At 63.5% G+C, this 19299-nt stretch carries 14 protein-coding genes and 1 pseudogene; 10 read left to right on the forward strand and 5 right to left on the reverse strand.

The features are described from left to right. Positions 1-106: 106 nt before the first annotated feature. Positions 107-1093 carry a sugar-binding transcriptional regulator gene (locus N0Q91_RS03590; protein ID WP_018096776.1) on the reverse strand — a complete coding sequence of 329 codons (987 nt, stop codon included), beginning with the start codon at positions 1091-1093 and terminating at the stop codon, positions 107-109. Between the two features lie 112 nt (positions 1094-1205). Between N0Q91_RS03590 and N0Q91_RS03595 the strand changes: the two genes are divergently transcribed. The 10 genes from N0Q91_RS03595 to N0Q91_RS03640 all read left to right on the forward strand — a co-directional run bounded on the left by N0Q91_RS03595 (position 1206) and on the right by N0Q91_RS03640 (position 13498). Further along, positions 1206-2561 carry a sn-glycerol-1-phosphate dehydrogenase gene (locus N0Q91_RS03595; protein WP_275597353.1) on the forward strand — a complete coding sequence of 452 codons (1356 nt, stop codon included), beginning with the start codon at positions 1206-1208 and terminating at the stop codon, positions 2559-2561. A gap of 4 nt (positions 2562-2565) precedes the next feature. Further along, positions 2566-3378: an HAD-IIB family hydrolase gene (locus N0Q91_RS03600; protein WP_275597354.1), complete on the forward strand. Its 813-nt coding sequence runs from the start codon at positions 2566-2568 to the stop codon at positions 3376-3378. Next, positions 3375-4910 carry a glycerol-3-phosphate dehydrogenase gene (gene glpD / locus N0Q91_RS03605; RefSeq protein ID WP_275597355.1) on the forward strand — a complete coding sequence of 512 codons (1536 nt, stop codon included), beginning with the start codon at positions 3375-3377 and terminating at the stop codon, positions 4908-4910. The genes N0Q91_RS03600 and glpD overlap by 4 nt, the downstream gene beginning before the upstream one ends. Positions 4911-5033: 123 nt before the next feature. After that, positions 5034-5921 carry a carbohydrate ABC transporter permease gene (locus tag N0Q91_RS03610; protein ID WP_275597356.1) on the forward strand — a complete coding sequence of 296 codons (888 nt, stop codon included), beginning with the start codon at positions 5034-5036 and terminating at the stop codon, positions 5919-5921. Between the two features lies 1 nt (position 5922). Beyond that, positions 5923-6804 (forward strand): carbohydrate ABC transporter permease, encoded by an 882-nt coding sequence (locus N0Q91_RS03615; RefSeq protein WP_018096781.1) that lies wholly within the window; start codon positions 5923-5925, stop codon positions 6802-6804. A gap of 68 nt (positions 6805-6872) precedes the next feature. Continuing rightward, a complete protein-coding gene (locus tag N0Q91_RS03620) occupies positions 6873-8369 on the forward strand; it encodes an ABC transporter substrate-binding protein (RefSeq protein ID WP_275597357.1) in 1497 nt (498 codons plus the stop codon). A 122-nt stretch (positions 8370-8491) separates the two neighbouring features. Next, positions 8492-9217, forward strand: a complete 726-nt coding sequence (locus N0Q91_RS03625; RefSeq protein ID WP_275597358.1) for an SDR family oxidoreductase — start codon at positions 8492-8494, stop codon at positions 9215-9217. Between the two features lie 50 nt (positions 9218-9267). Further along, positions 9268-10332, forward strand: a complete 1065-nt coding sequence (locus N0Q91_RS03630) for an ABC transporter ATP-binding protein (RefSeq protein WP_100672938.1) — start codon at positions 9268-9270, stop codon at positions 10330-10332. An 81-nt stretch (positions 10333-10413) separates the two neighbouring features. Further along, the gene (locus N0Q91_RS03635) at positions 10414-12462 is read left to right on the forward strand and encodes a bifunctional aldolase/short-chain dehydrogenase (protein WP_275597359.1); all 2049 of its coding nucleotides are present in this window, start codon (positions 10414-10416) and stop codon (positions 12460-12462) included. A 19-nt stretch (positions 12463-12481) separates the two neighbouring features. Further along, the gene (locus N0Q91_RS03640) at positions 12482-13498 is read left to right on the forward strand and encodes a glycerol-3-phosphate dehydrogenase (protein WP_275597360.1); all 1017 of its coding nucleotides are present in this window, start codon (positions 12482-12484) and stop codon (positions 13496-13498) included. A gap of 34 nt (positions 13499-13532) precedes the next feature. Here the strand turns inward: N0Q91_RS03640 and hemH are convergent, their stop codons facing one another. The 4 genes and pseudogenes from hemH to N0Q91_RS03660 all read right to left on the reverse strand — a co-directional run bounded on the left by hemH (position 13533) and on the right by N0Q91_RS03660 (position 18919). Next, entirely contained in the window at positions 13533-14567 is a 1035-nt protein-coding gene (gene hemH, locus N0Q91_RS03645) for a ferrochelatase (protein ID WP_375341873.1), read from the reverse strand. Between the two features lie 124 nt (positions 14568-14691). Beyond that, positions 14692-16622: pseudogene (locus tag N0Q91_RS03650) on the reverse strand (5'-nucleotidase C-terminal domain-containing protein). Positions 16623-16811: 189 nt separating this feature from the next. Next, positions 16812-17180: an outer membrane lipoprotein Omp10 gene (gene omp10 / locus N0Q91_RS03655; protein WP_003531074.1), complete on the reverse strand. Its 369-nt coding sequence runs from the start codon at positions 17178-17180 to the stop codon at positions 16812-16814. A gap of 287 nt (positions 17181-17467) precedes the next feature. Beyond that, positions 17468-18919: a homospermidine synthase gene (locus tag N0Q91_RS03660; protein WP_100672943.1), complete on the reverse strand. Its 1452-nt coding sequence runs from the start codon at positions 18917-18919 to the stop codon at positions 17468-17470. Between the last annotated feature and the right edge of the window lie 380 nt (positions 18920-19299).

Genomic DNA, 19299 nt, shown 5'->3' on the forward strand with positions numbered 1-19299 from the left:
CTCCTCCACGGCTCAACACCATGCGGCCCTCCTCAGGCCGCACCACACGCATTGGCCCTTCTTCACGGCCGAGATCAGCCGCACCGGACGACCGCGGTCGCCCTGATCACTTCGCCAGCAACGCCTCTCCCGTGGCGATGTCGGTTACGAAATGGGTGGCGTAGCCGGCTTCGAGCGTGGCGGTGATCGCGGCGATCTTGACCGCGCCTCCGGCCACGCAAATGCGGCTCGCCACCTGCTTCAGCTCGTCGAGCGAAATGCCGACCATCCTTTCATCGTGGTCTCCGCCGATCGCGGCACCATGCGCATCGATGAAGCGACCGATAATCACGGCCGTGGCACCGCGCGCGACATAGTCGTCTATCTCCTCCCGGCTTGCGATGCCGGAGGCCCGCACCGTGCTCTTCGGGCCGATGTCGCCGACGCCGAAGAGAATGCGGTTGGTCGAATGCACCAGATCCATCTGCTTCCTCAGCACCGGTTCGTTGAGCAACGCCGCCTTCAGCTCGCGCGTCGACAGAACGGCAGGCGCCAAAAGGTTGACGCAGCGGGCGTGGATGCGGTTCGAAAGCAGGGAGGTGCAGAGTTCGGGCGAGAAGTTGGGCTCGCCGGTCGAACTGCCGGAGACCTGCACCACGGTAAGATTTCCAACAGGGCGCGTCAGGGAAATGCGGTCTGCGACGGCGAGTACGGTGCGCCCCCAGGCGACGCCGATCGTATCGCCGTCCTCGATCTGGTCGGCCAACACGCGCGCGCCGGCTTCGCCGAGCCGCTGCGACAGGCTCTCCTCGTCACCGTTCGGGATGACGAAGGCGCCTTGAAGGCCGAACTTCTCCATCAGCGCGCGGGCGACGCTGGTGCGGCCGCCGGCCTTGGGGTTGATGTTCACGGAGACGATGCCGCGCTCGCGTGCCTCCTGCAGGTAATTGACGATGGTGGCTCGCGATACGTTGAGCTGCTTGGCGATCTCGCTCTGCGTCATCTGGTCGGCATAGTAGAGCCAGGCGGCCCACATCACCGCATCATCGAACTCGGTGGGTATCCCCGCCGTGGTTTCCTCGCCGGTCCTGCCGGAAGTCTTTTCCCTTGCCATGGCGCTATCTGGCAGAGCCTGATGGCATTTGTCAATCATCTCTGGCATGTGTATTGACATATGCCAATTCATGTTGTCACATGCTACGAGATTGAGAGCACGGAACGAGGGTATGGAAACGGCAAGCCAGCAGAACACCGCCGCATGTGCGCCCGAAGGAGGCTGGGCGGTCCTCATCGAAGACATTCTTGCCGGGAACTGGATCAACCCCGAAACGGGTAGGCCGGCCAGCGTTCCCTACGAGAAGATCGCCATTGCGGAATCGCTGGACGGAGCCGAGGCCGATCTCGTCGCCAGCCTCGGCTTGGGCGAACGCTATGCGGTGGTATCCGACGCAGCCACCTGGGATGCGATGGGCGGGCGCGTCGCATCCGCGCTGAAGAGCCTCGGTCCGGTCGATGCGGTCATTCTCGACCATCCGCATGCGGATATGGGTGCCGTGAGCGCGTTGACCGAAAGGCTTTCAGGGGCGGATGCCGTAATCGCGGTGGGTTCCGGCACGATCAACGACCTCTGCAAATTCGTCACCGGGCGCACCAATCGCCGATACGCCGTGTTCGCGACGGCCGCCTCGATGAACGGCTATACTTCCACGACTGCCTCCATCACCTTGGAAAACGGCCTGAAGGTCTCGCTTCCCTCGCATGCGCCGGCCGGCTTTTTCGTCGATCTCGCGGTCACTGCCGCGGCGCCTCGCTATCTCTCGGCGGCCGGTTTCGCCGATTGCCTCGTGCGCTCTGTCGCGCAAATCGACTGGTGGATGTCCCACCGGCTGACGGGCAGTCTCTATTCCAGCGTACCCTATATCCTCCAGGGTGCCGACGAGCGGGCGTTGAACGCGCGTGCGGCGGGCATTGCCGAAGGTCGCATCGAGGCCAACGGCTACCTTCATCGCGTCCTGACGCTTTGCGGCTTTGGGGTCTCCTTCACCGGAATGTCGAACCACGGCTCGATGGGCGAGCATCAGATATCTCACTATATCGACTGCTTTGCCGGCGAAAATCATCCGGGCACGCTGCACGGCCAGCAGGTGGGGGTAGCAACGCTGACCATGGCGCGGCTGCAGCGCATCTTCCTCGACAGCGACAAGCCGCCGGTCGTCCGCCCCACGAAGATCGACCCTTCCGAGATGGCCCGGCGTATGGGCGACGACATCGCCGCCCAGTGCTACGCCGAAATCCAGCCGAAGATTTTCGATGCAGCTTCCGCCGGCGAGATCAACGAAAAGCTCTCCGAACTCTGGCCGACGCTGCGCCGGGAGCTGGAGGCTTTCGCTCTGCCGGTGGCCGAGATGGAGAGACTTCTACGGGATGCCGGCGGCCCGATGACGGCGGCCGACCTCGGGCTGCCGGCCGATACCTACCGGGAGGCCGTGCTGCACTGCCGAGAGATGCGCAACCGTTACACCTTCCTCGATATCGCCGCCGACGCGGGCATCCTCGAGGATTTCGCCGCCGGGGAGGCGTGAGGCGATGCGCGCGGTTGCCGAGATGCCTATCGATGTCGCCGCCCGGATCAAGGTGCTCTTTGCCGACATCGACGACACACTGACCAACGAAGGCCGGCTGCCGGCCGCCGCTTACGACGCCGTCGAGCGCCTGGCCGAGGCGGGCGTTGCCGTTGCCCCGATTACAGGGCGACCGGCCGGCTGGTGCGACATGATCGCCCGCATGTGGCCGGTCGCGGGAGTTGTCGGCGAAAATGGCGCCTTCTATTTCGCCTACGACCAGACGGAGCATCGCATGCACCGCCGCTTCGCTATCGCCGAAGCCCAGCGTGCCGCCGACCGCGAGAAGCTCAGCCAGGTGAGCGCCCGTATCCTCGCGGAAGTGCGCGGCGCAGCGGTCTCTGCCGATCAGCTCTACCGAGAGGCCGATCTCGCCATCGATTTTTGCGAGGACGTGCCGGCGCTCCCGGCATCGGAGGTGGACCGGATCAAGCGCATCTTCGAGGAGGAGGGTGCCGTCGCTAAGATCTCTTCCATCCATGTCAACGGCTGGTATGGCGCCTATGACAAGCTGACCACGACGCGTCGCTTCGCCGCCGACATTCTGGGCGTCGACATCGACAGCGAGCGCGAGACGATCGTTTTCGTCGGCGACAGCCCGAACGATGCGCCTATGTTCGGCTTCTTCCCCAATGCCTGTGGCGTTGCGAATGTGCTCTCCTTCAAAGGTCGCATCGAGGCGGAGCCGGCCTATGTGGCGGCCCGCGAGGGAGGTCACGGCTTCGTCGAGGTTGCGAACCACATCCTCGACGCCCGGTCGGGGAGGGACGCGGCATGAAGGGAGCGGCCTTCGACATTGCCATTATCGGCGGCGGCATCAACGGAGCAGGCGTCGCCCGCGATGCGGCTGGCCGCGGTCTGAGGGTCCTGCTCACCGAACAATCCGATCTCGGTTCGGCCACATCCTCGGCCTCCACCAAACTCATTCATGGTGGCCTGCGCTATCTGGAGCACTACGAGTTTCGACTGGTCCGCCATGCTCTGGAAGAGCGCGAGCGGCTCTGGGGAATCGCGCCGCATATCATCTGGCCGCTGCGTTTCGTGTTGCCGCACCGCAAGGGATTGCGTCCCGCCTGGCTGCTGCGGCTCGGCCTGTTCCTCTACGATCATCTGGGCGGGCGCAAGCTCTTGCCGGCAACGCAGACCGTGCGGCTGAGGAACCACCCTGCAGGGGAGCCGCTGCGCGACGTCTCGTCAGTTGGGTTCGAATATTCCGACTGCTGGGTGCAGGATAACCGACTCGTCGTACTCAATGCGCGCGATGCGGCGATGAGAGGCGCCGACATCAGGGTGCGTACACGCTGCGTCGCCGCTCGCCGCGAAGGCGGTCTCTGGAGGCTGACTTTCGAAGATGCCGAGACCGGCCTGAAGAGCGAAGCGACGGCTCGCGCCCTCGTCAACGCCGCGGGCCCTTGGGCCGACAGGATCGTGTCCGAGGTCGCGGGCGTCGGTGCGGCGGGCCGCGTACGCCTGGTTCAGGGCAGTCACATCGTCGTCAGGAAGCTCTACGAGCACGACCGCTGCTATATCTTTCAGAATCCGGACGGCCGCATCTTCTTCGCTATTCCCTATGAGGAGGATTTCACCCTCATCGGCACGACCGATCGGGATTACAGGCACGCTCCCGAAGAGGTCACCGCGTCGGCGGAGGAGATAGATTACCTGCTGACCGCAGCATCGTCCTATTTCCGTGCCGATCTTTCCGCAGCCGACGTCGTCTGGACCTATTCCGGCGTGCGCGCTTTGTTCGACGACGGCGCGGCCGACGCGCAGGAGACGACGCGCGATTACGTGCTGGAGCTCGATCGGCCGGAAGCGCAGGCGCCGATGCTCTCCATCTTCGGCGGCAAGATCACCACCTATCGCTGCCTGGCCGAGGATGTCCTGGAACAGCTCGCGACGGTCTTTCCCGAGTGGGACGGGCAGCGGGGCTGGACGGCGGCGCAGCCGCTTCCAGGCGGCGCCTTTCCGGTTGGAACGGCCGACGATCTCGCAAGAGCCATTCTCTCCGAGCATCCCTATCTCACCTGGCGGGAGGCGCGCCGACTGGTGCGTCATTACGGACTGGAGGCACGCGGCATTCTCGGCAAGGCGCGGGAGCGCGCCCATCTCGGCCGCGACTTCGGCGGCTCCATGACCGAGGCGGAGATCACCTTCCTGATGGAGCGCGAGTTTGCACTGACGGCTGCCGACGCAGTCTGGCGGCGCACGAAGTCGGGACTGCGGATGACGAGCGAGGAGATAGAGGCGCTCGACAGATACATGCAGGAACGGCGCCGCAGCGGCGAGGCGGCGCGCGCGGCAGGCTAGGACCGCTTCCGGGGAAGGCGGGCGCACGAGGGGAGACGACGGTGTTCCGCACCGTCGAATTGTCGGAGGGGACGGACCGGGGCGGGTTACCGCCGCGACTGGCGTCCGTGGGAGGAGAAGGCAATGTCGATTGCACAGGTAAAACGCATCGCGATCTCGGATTCGCCGTGGCCGTGGCTCCTGCCGCTTGTCGCGCTGCTCGCCGTCTTCACCATCTATCCGTTCATCTACAATGTCTGGCTGAGCTTCCACGAATTCGTGCCGAAGAGCCGAGGACTCAAGTTCGTCGGCGTCGACAACTGGATTCAACTTTGGAACGACAGTCGCTTCTGGGGTGCACTTGGTGTCACGTTCCTCTATTTCGCCGTGGCCCTGACGATCGAAATCGTCCTCGGCATGGCGATCGCGCTTCTCCTCGACGCCGAACTGCCGGGTTTCGGGATGCTGCGCGCGGTGCTTTCTATGACGCTGGTCATCCCCCCTGCCATTGCCGGCATGATGTTTCTCCTGATGGAGGATTCGCAGTTCGGGGCGCTCTCCTATCTGCTGGGCCTCGTCGGCCTGCTCGACAAGGCGACGCCGATGCTTGCCACGTCCTCGCTCGCGCTGATCGGGGTTCTGATCGCGGAAGTCTGGCAATGGACGCCGTTCATGGTGCTGATCTTCCTGGCCGGGCTTCGCTCGCTGCCGGCGGAGCCTTACGAGGCGGCGATGATCGACGGCGCATCGTCCTGGCAGATGTTCCGCCGGCTGACGCTGCCGATGATGTCGCGCGTCATCGCCGTCGCGGTGCTGCTGCGCGGCATCGACCTCTTCCGCGTGTTCGACTACGTCTTCGTCATGACCTCGGGCGGGCCAGGCACCGCCACCTATACGGTCAGCCTCTATGCCTGGCAGCAGACCTTCTCGTTCCTGAAGTGGGGCTACGGCGCCACGCTGAGTCTGACGAGCCTGGTCATCGTCATGGTCATTGCCAACACATTCATCCGCGTTGCAAAGGTGAGGTGGTAACATGCATCAGAGCGCTTTCGCCCGCACGCTGCGCACCATTGCCGGTTGGCTCGTCGTCGGAGCCTTCTTCTTCCCGATCTATTTCTGGACATCGGTCGCCTTCCGCGACGCAAAGGACATCTTCAACTGGCCACCGATTTTCTTCGGCTTCCAGCCGACCGTGAGGAATTTCGAGCAAGTCTTCGGCATATCGCTGGGTTTCGGCTTCGGCAGCCAGGAAGCCGTAACGCCGGGTGGCGGCAACTTCTACATGGGGCCGCGCCTTTGGGATTCGATCGTCGTCGCATCCTGCTCGACTGTGCTGGCGATCGTGGTCGCGACACTTGCCTCCTATGCACTGTCGCGCATGCATTTCCGCGGCCGCCATGAATTCGTCAACTGGGTGCTGTCGACCCGCATGATGCCGCCGGTAGCGGTGGCGATCCCGATGTTCTTCATATTCAAGCAGTTCAACCTGCTCGATACCTATACGGGTGTCATCCTCGTGCACGGTCTCATGAACCTGCCGCTGGCGGTACTGCTTCTGAAGAGCTTCTTCGACGACATACCGGCGGAGATCGACGAGAGCGCGCTGCTCGACGGCGCGTCGCGCTGGACGATCTTCCGACGCATCGTGCTGCCGATGGCCAAGGGCGGCATCGCCGCTACCGCCGTACTTTGCTTCATCTTCTCGTGGACGGAGTTTCTCTTCGTCCTGACCCTGACGCAGACCGGGCTGAAGACCGTGCCGGTCGTGTCGTCGACCTTCGTGACATCGATCGGAACGGCCTGGGGCAACATGGCCGCCCTCGGGGCAGCGGCGATCGTGCCCGCCTTCGTCGTGATCCTGCTCGTTCAACGCCACCTCGTCCGTGGCCTGACGATGGGTTCGCTGAAGCAGTGAGAATGCGGCGCTCGCGCCGACAACAGGAGAGATCGGGGCCATTTCCGGCGCCGATAGAGGAGGAAGACATGAAAGAGAAAGACAGAAAGTTTTATCTCGCGTCTGTGACCGACCGCTTCGTCCGCGGCGAGATCGACCGCCGCAGCTTCCTGCGCGCCGCCGGCACGCTCGGCCTCGGCGCAACCGCGCTCGGAATGGGTTTCGGCAACCGCCCCTTCGGCCTAAGCAGGGCGCTCGCCCAGGAACAGCTTCAGCCGTCGGCCGAGGTGATCTCCTGGCTCAAGGACGTCGCCAAGCCCTTTGCGGGAACGACGTTGAAGCTCGCCACGGAATCCACTCCGCCGTCGAACGCCATCAACTCGCAGCTGAAGAAATATTTCGAGGAAGCGACCGGCATCAGGGTCGAGATCGAGGTCCTGCCGCTCGAACAGGTTCTGCAGAAGCTGACGCTTGACGTCGCCTCTTCGCTCGGAACCTACGATCTCTATTACATCGACCAGAGCTGGTCGGCATCCTTCAGCCAGGACGTGTTCGATCCGCGCGAGCAGCTTCAGGACAAGCCAGACCTCGCCATGCCGAACTACAACATCGACGATTTCATGCCGGCGCTCGTCGACGGCATCGCCAAGTATGAGGATCGCTGGGTTGGCGTTCCCTACGACATTCCCATCTTCATCATGATCTACCGAAAGGACATCTACGAAAAACTCGGTCTCAAGGCGCCGACGACGTTCGAGGACCTGCTGAACAATTCCGCCGCCATCACGAAGGAAATGGGGCCGAACCTCTACGGCTATGCCGGGCAGATGAAGTCGGGCCACTATGCGCTGGAGTGCGAGTGGACCTCCATGCTCTGGGGAAATGGCGGCTCGATCTTCAATGCCGACAAGAAGTTCGTCGGCAACGACGAACGGGGCATCGCCGCGCTCGACTATTACACCAGGCTCAAGGAAACCATGCCGCCGGGTGTCGACCAGTGGACCTGGGACGGCCAGGGCCAGGCGATCGCTCAGGGGGTTGCCGCCTCCATGCTCTCCTGGGGCGAGTTCTTTCCCTATTTCGACGATGCCAGCCAGACCAAGGTTTCCGGCCTCTGCGAGGCGGTCGTCCCGCCGCAGCCGGCCGCGCTCAGGAAGCCGGAAGAATGCGGCTACGGCGAAATCCCCGGTACCGGCCACCAGGGCGGCTCGTCGCTGGCGGTGTCCAGATATTCGAAAAGCCCGGATGCGGCTTGGATCTTCATGCAATGGGCCACCTGCGCCGACACGCAGGCCCTCATCACCACGCTCGGCGGCGGCACCGGCCCCACCCGCGCCTCGGTCTATGACGACCCGCGCGTCAAGGCCAATGCCCGGGTCGGCGCCGGCACGACCCGTCACTTGTCGGTCGTCCGCGAGACGATCGACAAATACATGGGCTCGGAACCGGACTTGCCGGAATGGGCGCAATTGTCGAGCGACACGATTCCCGTCGGCCTCGGCAAGTATTTCGCCGGCAGCTACGGCTCCTCCAAGGAGGCGATGGACGACATCGCCTCGCAGGTCGAAACCGTTCTGAAAGGCTGACTCACATCCGGATGGGGCGCCGCTGCATGTCGAAATGCGGCGGCGACATTGCGCCTCGGCAAGCGCGCGCCGTCTTAGCGGTGCCCCTTCCGGTCGGACAAACGCAAAAACAGGGGATCACCATGCCCGAAAAACCGCTGATAGCGATCACTGGCGCCAGCTCCGGCATTGGAGAGGCCGTCGCGCGCGCCTTCTCCAAGGCCGGCCATCCGTTGCTGCTCATAGCCCGCAGGCTCGATCGGCTCGAGTCGCTGGACTTGCCCAATGCCGTTCTGAAGCAGGCGGACGTGCGCGATCGCGCTGCACTTGCGGATGCGGTCGGCGAAGCCGAGGCGAAGTTCGGGCCGGTCGACATGATGTTTGCCAATGCCGGCATCGCACGGCTCGGCGACATCGCCCGTCAGGCACCGGAAGAATGGGACGAGATGATCGACATCAACACCAAGGGTGTGATGAACAGCGTGCATGCGGTGCTATCCGGTATGATCGGGCGGAAGCAGGGAACGCTGGTGATGATGAGCTCGATCGCCGGACGCAAGGTCTACCCGGACCATACGGTCTATTGCGGCACAAAGTTCTTCGTCCACGCGGTGTCCGAAAGTCTGCGCGAATATCTGGCGCCGCACGACGTGCGCGTCATCGTCGTCTCCCCCGGCATCATCGAAACGGAGGTGCTGGACCACGTGAAGGACGAGACCACTCTTGCCAATTACAAGGCGAACAAGGCGGCGATCGGCGGCGGTATTTCAGCGGAAATCGTCGCGGACCTCATCCTCGACGCCTATCGGCTGCCGCAACGCGCGATCGTCCAGGAAATCGTCATCACGCCGACGCGGCAGAAGTATTGAGACAGTGCTGCCGCGACGGCCGGCCGAAACGAACAAGGGAGTAACGACCGATGGCGACCGTGGAATATCAGAATATCGGCAAGTCGTTCGGTGCCGTCACGATCATGCGCGACATCTCCTTCCGAATCGAGGACCACGAATTCGTGGTCCTGCTCGGACCGTCGGGCTGCGGCAAGACGACCTTGCTCAGAATGACGGCCGGCCTCGAGGCCGTCAGCGAAGGCGATCTCATGATCGGCGGAAAGCGTGTGAACGACGTGCATCCGCGTGACCGTTCGATCGCCATGGTCTTCCAGAACTACGCGCTCTATCCGACGATGAAGGTCTACGACAACATCGCCTTCAGCCTGGAAGTGGCGAAGGTTCCTTCCGCGGAGATCAAGGAGCGGGTGGAATGGGCGGCCGCAACCCTCAACCTCACCCCCTATCTCGATCGTTATCCTAAGGAGCTTTCCGGCGGCCAGCGCCAGCGCGTCGCCATGGGTCGCGCCATGGTGCGCGAGGCGGAGGTGTTCCTGTTCGACGAGCCGCTGTCGAATCTAGATGCCAAGCTGCGCGCTCATATGCGCACGGAAATCCGCCAGTTGCACAACCGGCTGAAGACCACCACTATCTACGTCACCCATGACCAGATCGAAGCCATGACCATGGCCGACAAGATCGTCGTCATGCGCGCGGGCAAGATCGAGCAGATCGGCTCGCCCGACGACGTCTACGACCGGCCCGCCAGCAAATATGTTGCAGACTTCATCGGCTCTTCGTCCATCAACTTCCTCCCCGGAACCGTGGTGGCGGACAATGGCGCTCCCGCCGTCGATACGGCGGCCGGCCGGCTGGCCGTGGAGGCGTCCCCGGCTTTGAAGCCGGGCAGGAAGGTCGTCCTCGGCCTGCGCCCGACCGACGTGGTGGTCGATGCCGCAGGTCCGCTTGCAGCCAAAGCGATCCTCACCGAGCGGCTTGGCCATGACGCGCAGCTTTTCTGCCAGGGCCCGGAGGGAAGCTTCGTCGCGGTCGTCGACAAGGCGGAGCGGTTTTCGGAGGGCGCCGAGGTTCGCTTTGCGATCCCACCCTCCAAGGTGCACGTGTTCGATGCCGAGACCGAGGTCCGCATCTGACCGCTGCGGACCGGACATTACACGATTGATCGACTGGGAGCCGGCCGCTCGAACGCGGTGCCGGCCAGGAAAGGAACTGTCATGAAGTCGCGCTGGTTGGACTCCGAATTCACTTCGACCGTAGAGGGCTATGCCGCCAAAGGCGTCAATCGCGATCTTGCGGTCCGCACCTATACGACCCGGCTGCTGGGCTCCGATCCGGAATTGGTATTGCACGGCGGCGGAAACACATCGGTCAAGACCACGTTCAAAGAGATGGACGGCACCGAGGTGGAGGTACTCTGCGTCAAGGGCAGCGGATGGGACATGGGTACGATCGAGCCGCAGGGACTGCCGGCGGTGCGCTTGCAGCCGCTGCAGGCGATGATCGGCTTCGAGACGCTCTCCGACGACGACATGGTGATGCTCCAACGCCGCCTGCTCATCGATCCAGCTTTGCCCAACCCGTCGGTCGAAGCCATCCTGCATGCGATCCTTCCGTTCAAGCACATCGATCACACCCATGCGAATGCGATCGTTTCGCTCACCAATCAGCCGCATGGCGAAGAGTTGATCCGAGAGCTCTTTCCCGAGTCGATCATCGTTCCCTATGTGATGCCGGGCTTCGATCTGGCCAAGGCCTGCGATGCCGCCTTCAAGGCAAACCCGAAGGGCGGCGGCATGATCCTGCTGAAGCACGGCATCTTCACCTGGTCGGACGAGCCGCGAGAGGCCTATGAGGACATGATCGCCAAAATCGACAAGGCCGAGCGGCGTCTCTCCCAGGGCAGGGCGAAGCCGTTCGCGGGCATCGTCCTCCCCGACAACCTGGCCTCCGCCGCGGAGATTGCGCCGATCCTGCGCGGGGCTTTGGCGATCGAGACGGGCCTCGAAGGTACGCCGAAGCGGTTCGTTCTGGAGCACCGTACGGGCGAGAAGATCCTCGAATTCTGCAACGCCGAAAACGTCGATAGCCTGACGCGCCGCGGCAATGCGACACCGGAGCACGTGATCCACATCAAACGCTTCGGAGTGGCACTGCCGGCGCCGCAAAAGGACAGGCTCGGCGAATGGGCAGAGCAGGCGCGGGCGGCGGTTGCCGCCTTCGAGGCCGACTACAGGGACTATTTCGAGCGCAACAATGCCCGTGTCGGAGGTGGCAAGCGCATGCTCGACCCGAAGCCTCGGGTGTTTTATGTCGCCGGCGTCGGCCTCTTCGCCGCCGGCGCGGCGCGAAAGAATGCGATCGTCGGTGCGGACGTGGCGGAAGCAACCATCGACGTCATCACCAAAGCGGAGGGCATCGAGGCGTTCGAGGCGCTCTCTGAGGCCGATCTCTTCGACATCGAATACTGGTCGCTTGAGCAGGTGAAGCTGGCAAAGGTGCAGGAAAAGCCTTTGACCCGACAGGTGGCGATCGTTACCGGCGCAGCAAGCGGGCTGGGCCTCGCGGTGGCAGAGGCACTGAAGGCGGAGGGTGCCGAACTCGCGCTCTTCGACATTTCCGAGGACGCGCTGAAGGCGGCTGCGAAAAAGCTCGGCGCGCTGCCGGTGCTGTGCGACGTGACCAATCCGGAGGCGGTAGACGCAGCCGTCGCCAAGGCCGTGGCGCATTATGGCGGTGTCGACATTCTGATCTCGAATGCCGGAGCCGCCTTCCAGGGCAAGCTGCTTGGCGTCGACGAGGCGACCTTCCGCAGAGCCTTCGACCTCAATTTCTGGAGCCATCACTATGTCGCGCGTGCGGTAGTGCGCGTCATGGAGCAGCAGAAAACGGGCGGCGCGCTGGTGTTCAACGTCTCCAAGCAAGCGGTGAATCCCGGCGCCGATTTCGGCCCCTACGGGACTTCAAAGGCGGCGCTGATGGCGCTGATGCGCCAATATGCGATCGAGCACGGCGGCTCCGGTATCACCTCGAACGCCGTCAATGCAGACCGTATCCGTACCGGCCTCATGACCGACAAGATGGTGGAGGAACGCTCGAAGGCGCGGGGCGTGACGCCGGAGGACTATATGCGAGGCAATATGCTTCGGCGCGAGGTGACAGGCGCCGACGTGGCGGCGGCCTTCGTGCATCTGGCCAAGGCACGGACCTCCACCGGCGCGGTCGTCACCGTCGACGGCGGCAATGTCGCCGCGATGATGCGCTGAACAGCGGCGGGGGGCGTATATGGCAACGATCCTCGTTTTAGGGGCAGGCGTCATGGGTACTGCCCTGGCCGTGCCTGCCAGCGACAACGGCCACAGGGTACTGCTGGCCGGCACGCCGCTCGACACGCTGCCTGTCACCAGGATGAAGGCAGGTGAAATCCATCCGAAGCTCGACGCGACGCTTGCCGAAACGGTGACGATCCTCGCGGACGAGGAACTCCGGCCGGAACATGCCGAGACGGCGGATCTCATCGTCGTCGGCGTCAGCAGCCCGGGTGTCGCCTGGGCGGCCGACCGGCTGAGCGGCCTGCTGCGCTCGAAAAAGCCGGTGGCTTTCGTGACGAAGGGTCTCGACCGCGAGGGTGAACGGATCGTCACCTATGCCGAGACGCTGCCGCCGCGGATCGCCAATATGGAGAGCTTCATCGGCATTGGCGGGCCATGTATAGCGCGCGAGCTTGCCAACCGCTATCCGACGTCCAGCATCTATGCCAGCCGTGACAGGGCGGCCGCGGACTTCGCCGCGGGCTTGATGCGGACACCTTATTACCGGCTCGCGGTGGGTGAGGATGTGACCGGCGTCGAGGCCTGCGCGGCGCTCAAGAATTTCTTCGCAATCGGTGTCAGCGCCATGCAGACCCGCTATCCGGAGGGGCTGCGCGCCGACGGCCAGTCAAAAAACCCGACTGCGGCGGCCTTCAATCAGGCGGCTCAGGAAATGGCTTTGCTCTGCGAACGGATCGGCGGCAACCGTGCTTCCGCTTTCGACCGCGCCGGCATCGGCGATCTGCACGTGACGGTGGGCGGCGGACGCAACAGCCGGCTCGGTCACGGCCTCGGGCTTGGCCGAACCGTTGCGGACGTGATGTCGGGCGAGCTCGGCGGCGAAACGGTCGAAGGCATCGACACCGCACGGATGGTCGGCTCGTTGTTGCGGCAAATCGACGATGCTGCCACCCTTCTGCCTCTCGCAACCGCCATTACGAACGCCATAGTCGAGGACGGCGTATTCGCCTTCGACTTCGGGAGGATTTAGGTCGCGGCGATTCCCGGTCGGGAATGGCGCTGTTCTACAACCAACCTTCCAGCTCGCGGCGCACGACGTGGTTGAGCACCGCCATGCCCTCGGGGCTGTCGTTCAGGCAGGGGATATGGGCGAATTGTTCGCCGCCATTGTGGTGGAAGCTCTCGGCCGCCTGCCCGGCGATCTCTTCGAGCGTCTCCAGACAGTCGGAAACAAAGCCCGGATTGATGACGGCGATCTTCTTCACACCCTCCTTGGCCAGCCGGTCCACGGTGGCGTCCGTATAGGGTTGCAGCCACTCCTCGGGGCCGAATCGCGACTGGAAGGTCACCTGCAGCTTTTCTTTCGGCCAGCCAAGTTTTTCGCGCAGAAGGCGTGCGGTCTTCTGACACTGGCAATAATAGGGATCTCCCTTTTCGAAATAGCTTTTCGGGATCCCGTGGAACGAGGCGAGCACCAGTTCCGGCTCCCAGTCGAGCGTCGCGAGATGCTTGGTGATCGAGGTGGCCAGGGCGTCGATGTAGACCGGGTCGTCGTGATAGGGCGGCACCGTTCTGAGCGCCGGCTGCCAGCGCATCTTGAGCAAGGCCTCGAAGGCCTTGTCGTTGACGGTGGCGGTGGTGGCGGCGGCATATTGCGGATAGAGCGGGAAGACGAGAATCCGCTCGCATCCGGCTTTCTGCAGCGCCTCTATGCGCGACGCGATCGAGGGCTGGCCATAGCGCATCGCCCAGTCGACGACGACCTGCGGCCGGCCGCCGAAGGCATCCGCCATCAGTGCCGCCTGATTGCGCGTATAGGTTCTGAGCCAGCTTTCGTTCAGTTCCTTGTTCCAGATGAGCTCGTAGGCCTTGCCGACCTTGCGCGGACGTGTGTTGAGCACGATGCCGTAGAGGATCGGGTACCAGAAGAGACGCGACCATTCGATCACGCGGCGGTCGCTCAGAAACTCCCGCAGATAGCGACGCATCGAGGCGACGTCGGTGCCGTCCGGCGTGCCGAGATTGACGAGGAGCACGCCGACCTTTCCGTAGCTGACGGCGGGGTGATTGGTGTTCGGCTCGGCATCCATGGCGGTCATTTCGGTCCTCGTGAGGCGCGCACCTTTGCAAGGTGGTGGTCGCGCCGGCAGTTTCAAAGCCTTCTAAGAAGAAAAACCGGCGCGGGAAAGCCCGGGCCGGTCCCAAATGGCGAGGCAAATCGTCTTACTCGGCGGGGATGTCCAGCTCGCGGCCGATTTCAAGCGCTCGCGGCGCCGGATCCCCGTTGGCGGCCGATATCTTCCGCCATTCGGTGCCGCTGCCGTAAAAGGATTCCGCGAGGTCCCACAGCGTATCGCCGCGCGCTATGACGTGCTTGCGTGGGCCTTCGGCAGCGGCTGCCGCCGGGGGCGAAGCCTCGGGGGCAGTGGTCGCCGCTTCGCTTTCCGCCGGCTTTGCGGCGGCCTCCGGCTCCGGCGCGGCGGCCTCCGGCTCCGGTGCGGCGGCTTCCGGCTCCGGCGCGGCGCTGGGCGCGGCCTCCGGGGCTGCGGCAGCCACTTCCGTGATGCGGCCGTCGGTGTAGGGCTTGAAGGGCTGGTGGGCGGCGAGGTAGTCGGCGAGCACGGTTTCGAGGCCCGGTCCGTAGTCATAGGCATTCTCGCCCTTGTCCTTGAAGACGGCGTAACCGTCGCCCCCGCCGCGCATGAAGTTGTTGCTGACGAGCGAATAGGTCTTTTCCGGATCGAGTGCCGCGAAGGCGTCACCCTCCTTGACCTCGACGCTGACGAGGCGGCTGCCGGCGGGCTTCGAACGATCGAACGAATATTCGAGGCCCGCGACCTGGGGAAGCGCCCGCCGCCTTCTTCGACCTGGCTGAGGCCGTTTTCAAGGGCTGCGCGGATGTCGGAGCCCTTCAGCTGGAAGGTGGAAAGCGTGTTCTGGAAGGGCAGGACGGTGATGACTTCGCCCATCGTCACGTCGCCGCCGTCGATCGAAGCGCGCAAGCCTCCGCCGTTGGTGATGGCGACCGTCACGCCCTGGCCCTTGACGCGATCGAGCATCGCGTCGGCCACGAGGCTGCCCATCTCGCACTCCTTGGCGCGGCAGGTCTCGCGCGATCCGTCGATCGGCGCCTCGGTTTTGGCAATCACTTTCGATCGCAACTCTTCGATGGGCTTTGCGAGTTCCTTGATCCGTGCGGCCACGGCCTCGTCCGGCTTCACCGAGGAATCGACGAGGATCGGGTCGCCCTTGGCGGCCTTGACGACGCCGTTGTCGTCGAACGTCACCACGAGGTCGCCGAGATATTTGCTGTAGGAGCCGGCCTGTACCACCGGCACCTGGTAGCCGCCGGGGTTGTCGACCATGGTGGGATATGGCCCCTCGGCCTTCTCGTCGGTGTTGGAGAGCAGACTGTGGGAATGGCCGCCGACCACCACGTCGACGTCCGGGATCTTGGCGATCGCCGCGAGGTCGCGCGGATAGCCGACATGGGTGAGCGCGATGATCTTGTCGACGCCCTGCTTCTTGATCTCTTCGATCGCGCTGGTGATCGTCGCCACGTCCTCGCCGATCAGAATATCCGGCCCGACCGAGGAGAGCTCAGGCGTGTCATTTGCGACCGCGCCAACGATGCCGATCTTTTCGCCGCCGACATCCAGAACGATCGACGGCTTGATCCGATCGCCGATCTTCGATTTGTGACTCGGCAGGACATTGGCGGTGACGACGGGGAAGGTGACCTTGTCGAGGAAGCTGGCAAGGCCATCTTCGGCTTCGTCGAATTCGTGGTTGCCGACGGTCATCGCGTCGAACTTCATCAGGTTGAGGAACTCCGCTTCCGCGGTGCCCTTGTAGGTGGTGAAGAAGAGCGAGCCCTGGAAATTGTCGCCGGCGTTGAGCAGGAGCACGTTCTTGCCCGTCAGTTCCTGGCGCTTCTGGTCTATCAGCGTCTTGAGGCGGGCGACGCCTCCGAAGCACTCGTTCTTGCCCTCTTCCTCGGCCGAACAGGTCGAATCGAATTTGTTGATCGATTCGATGCGCGAATGAAGGTCGTTGATGTGCAGGATGTTCAGTTCATAATCGGCAAAAGCTGCGCCCGAAGAGAGCGCGAGAAGGGAAGCGGCAACGAGGCCGGTCCGCATGTGTCTGATCATGGTGTGCTCCTGTGTGCTGCCGGCCGAGTCGCAGGTAAGACCCGCCGCGCTGCAGCGGATGTTTTCACCAGTCGGGATCGACTTCAAGCCGCAAACGCATGCCGACGCCGCCGGATTTCAGACAAGGTTAAGCCGTCCCGGCAAGAAAAAGGGCCCGTCCAGGGCCCTCGTTCATCATCTGGCGCCGTGTCAGCCGCGGCGCGCCAGCGAGAACTGTGCGCCGGAGTCCGTCGTGCAGTTCAGCTGCGCCGGCGTTGCCAGCGCACAGTTGACCTTGGACTGGGTGTTGCGCACCAGCGAGGTCATGTTGATTTCCACCAGCGTCGGGCTGACGTTCACATAGTTGCCGGAGGCGAGAAGCTGGTTGGTGTCGGTCGTGCGCGTCGAGAAGGTGCCGCCTGCGAAAGTGGAGACGATGCCGTTCGGATCGACCCAGGAACCCTCGACACCCGTCGCCTGCGGCGCCGACGACATTGGCCGGAGTTCCCGAGGCTGAGACTGACAGGATGCCAGCGCGGCGGCAGTTGCCAGGAGGGTGAGGATGGCGAATGGCTTCATCGGCGTTTCTCCCGCGTCACGAGTTGAGCGGGATGCGAACGCAAAACCGCTTCATACTTTCCTGTCCCGCTCTACCGCATAATTCCGTGAATCGAAACCGATCGACGCACAATTGTGCGGCGTCTCACAGCACCGCAACGACCGTTGTGCGTCTTTTGAGACACGCGTGCGCGAAACATGCCGCGATCATGAGTTGAAAGCAAGAGCGGGCATGCGCGGCGTTCGAAAAGAAAAGGCCCGGAACAGGACTGCTCCGGGCCGACAGGGCGTGCTTCGTCGCGTGATCCTCAGCGGACGAGAATGTTCCTGAACTGCCAGGGGTCCTTCGTGTCGATGTCTTCCGGGAAAAGGCCCGGGCGGCCGTCGAGCGGCGTCCATTCGGTGTAATGTCCTTCGACAGGGCCGAGATAAGGCATCTGCACTTCCAGGCAGCGCTTGTAGTCCATCTCGTCGGCTTCGACGATGCCGGCCTTCGGGTTCTCCAAAGCCCAGACCATGCCGGCAAGAACGGCGCTCGTGACCTGCAGGCCGGTGGCGTTCTGATAGGGCGCGATGCGGCGTGTCTCTTCCAGCGAAAGGCGGGAGCCGTACCAATAGGCGTTCCTCGCATGGCCGTAGAGCAGCACGCCGAGCTCGTCGACGCCGTCTACGAGCTCGTGCTCGTCGAGGACGTGCAGCTCCGGCTGCGCCGTGCCGCCATTGCCGAACATCTCGTGCAGCGAGAGAACGGCGTCATTGGCCGGGTGATAGGCGTAATGGCAGGTCGGGCGGTAGGAAACGTCGCCGTCCTTATCGCGGACGGTGAAGAAGTCGGCGATCGAGATCGCTTCGTTGTGCGTGACCAGGAAGCCGTATTGCGGGCCGGGCGTCGGGCACCAGCTGCGCACGCGGGTGTTTGCACCCGGCTGCTCCAGGTAGATCGCCGCCTTGCAGCCCTTCTTGTGCTTCTTGGCGTTTTTCGGCATCCAGTTCTCGTGGGTGCCCCAGCCGAGCTCGGCCGGCTGCAGGCCTTCCGAAATGAAGCCTTCCACCGACCAGGTGTTCCAGAACACGTTGAGCGGTTTCGGGTGCTTGGCGCGCTGGGTGTCGCGCTCGGCGATGTGAATGCCCTTGACGCCCGCTTTCTTCATCAGCTTCGCCCAGCCTTCCCGGTCGTCCTGATGCGGCTCTTCGTATTTCAGGCCGAGATCGTCGGCGAGATTGAGAAGGGCCTTCTTGACGAACCAGGAGACCATGCCGGGATTGGCGCCGCAGGTCGAAACCGCCGTGGTGCCGCCCGGGTTCTTTTCCTTCTCCCGGCGTACCGTTTCGCGCAGGGCGTAATTCGTGCGCTCGGAATTGTCCATTTCGGCATCGAAGTAGAAGCCGAGCCACGGTTCTACGACCGTGTCGACATAGAGGACGTCGAGCTTGCGGCAAAGCTTCATGAGGTCGAGCGACGAGGTGTCGACAGAGAGATTGACGCAGAAGCCCTGACCGCCGCCTTCCGTCAGGAGCGGCTTCAGCAGTTCCTTGTAGTTGTCCTTGGTGACGGCCGCCCGCACGTGCCGCACGCCATGGCGCGCGAATATTTCCGCGTCCTTGGCATCCTCACGGGGCTCCACCACGATCAACCGGTTCTTGTCGTATTTGAAGTGGCGCTCGATCAGCGGCAAGGTGCCGTGGCCGATCGACCCGAAGCCGATCATCACGATCGGGCCGGCGATCTCGCCATAAACCGGATAGGTGGTGTCTGCCATTTTTGTCTTTCTCCTGAGAAAACATCCCTGTGCGATGCTTGGATGGGCGCAAGAAGCGAGCCTCGAATTCCTGGTGAGGACTGCATGTCGGGCAGAACCACTCAGGCAAACTATAGAGTGCAGCGGACTTTCGTGCGTCTGGATAGATGCGCGGCGCTGTAGAGCACAGTTTCCTGTCACAATAAAGAGCGGTCCCGTCAAGGCGGCACCTGCGACTTTGCTTAACCGGCTATCTTCCAGGGGCAGCGATGCCGCGGCCGTACCGGCACGATTTCGGGTCGATTCCGGAATCATCGCGATGCGGGCAGCTTGCCGCAAGCGCATCGTGCTATAGCTTCAACAGAGCCCATTGCCTCGCATCGCGACCGAAGTTCCTGGAG

Origin of the sequence: Sinorhizobium prairiense (assembly GCF_029201645.2) — a bacterium.
GTDB classification, from domain to species: Bacteria; Pseudomonadota; Alphaproteobacteria; order Rhizobiales; family Rhizobiaceae; genus Sinorhizobium; species Sinorhizobium meliloti_A.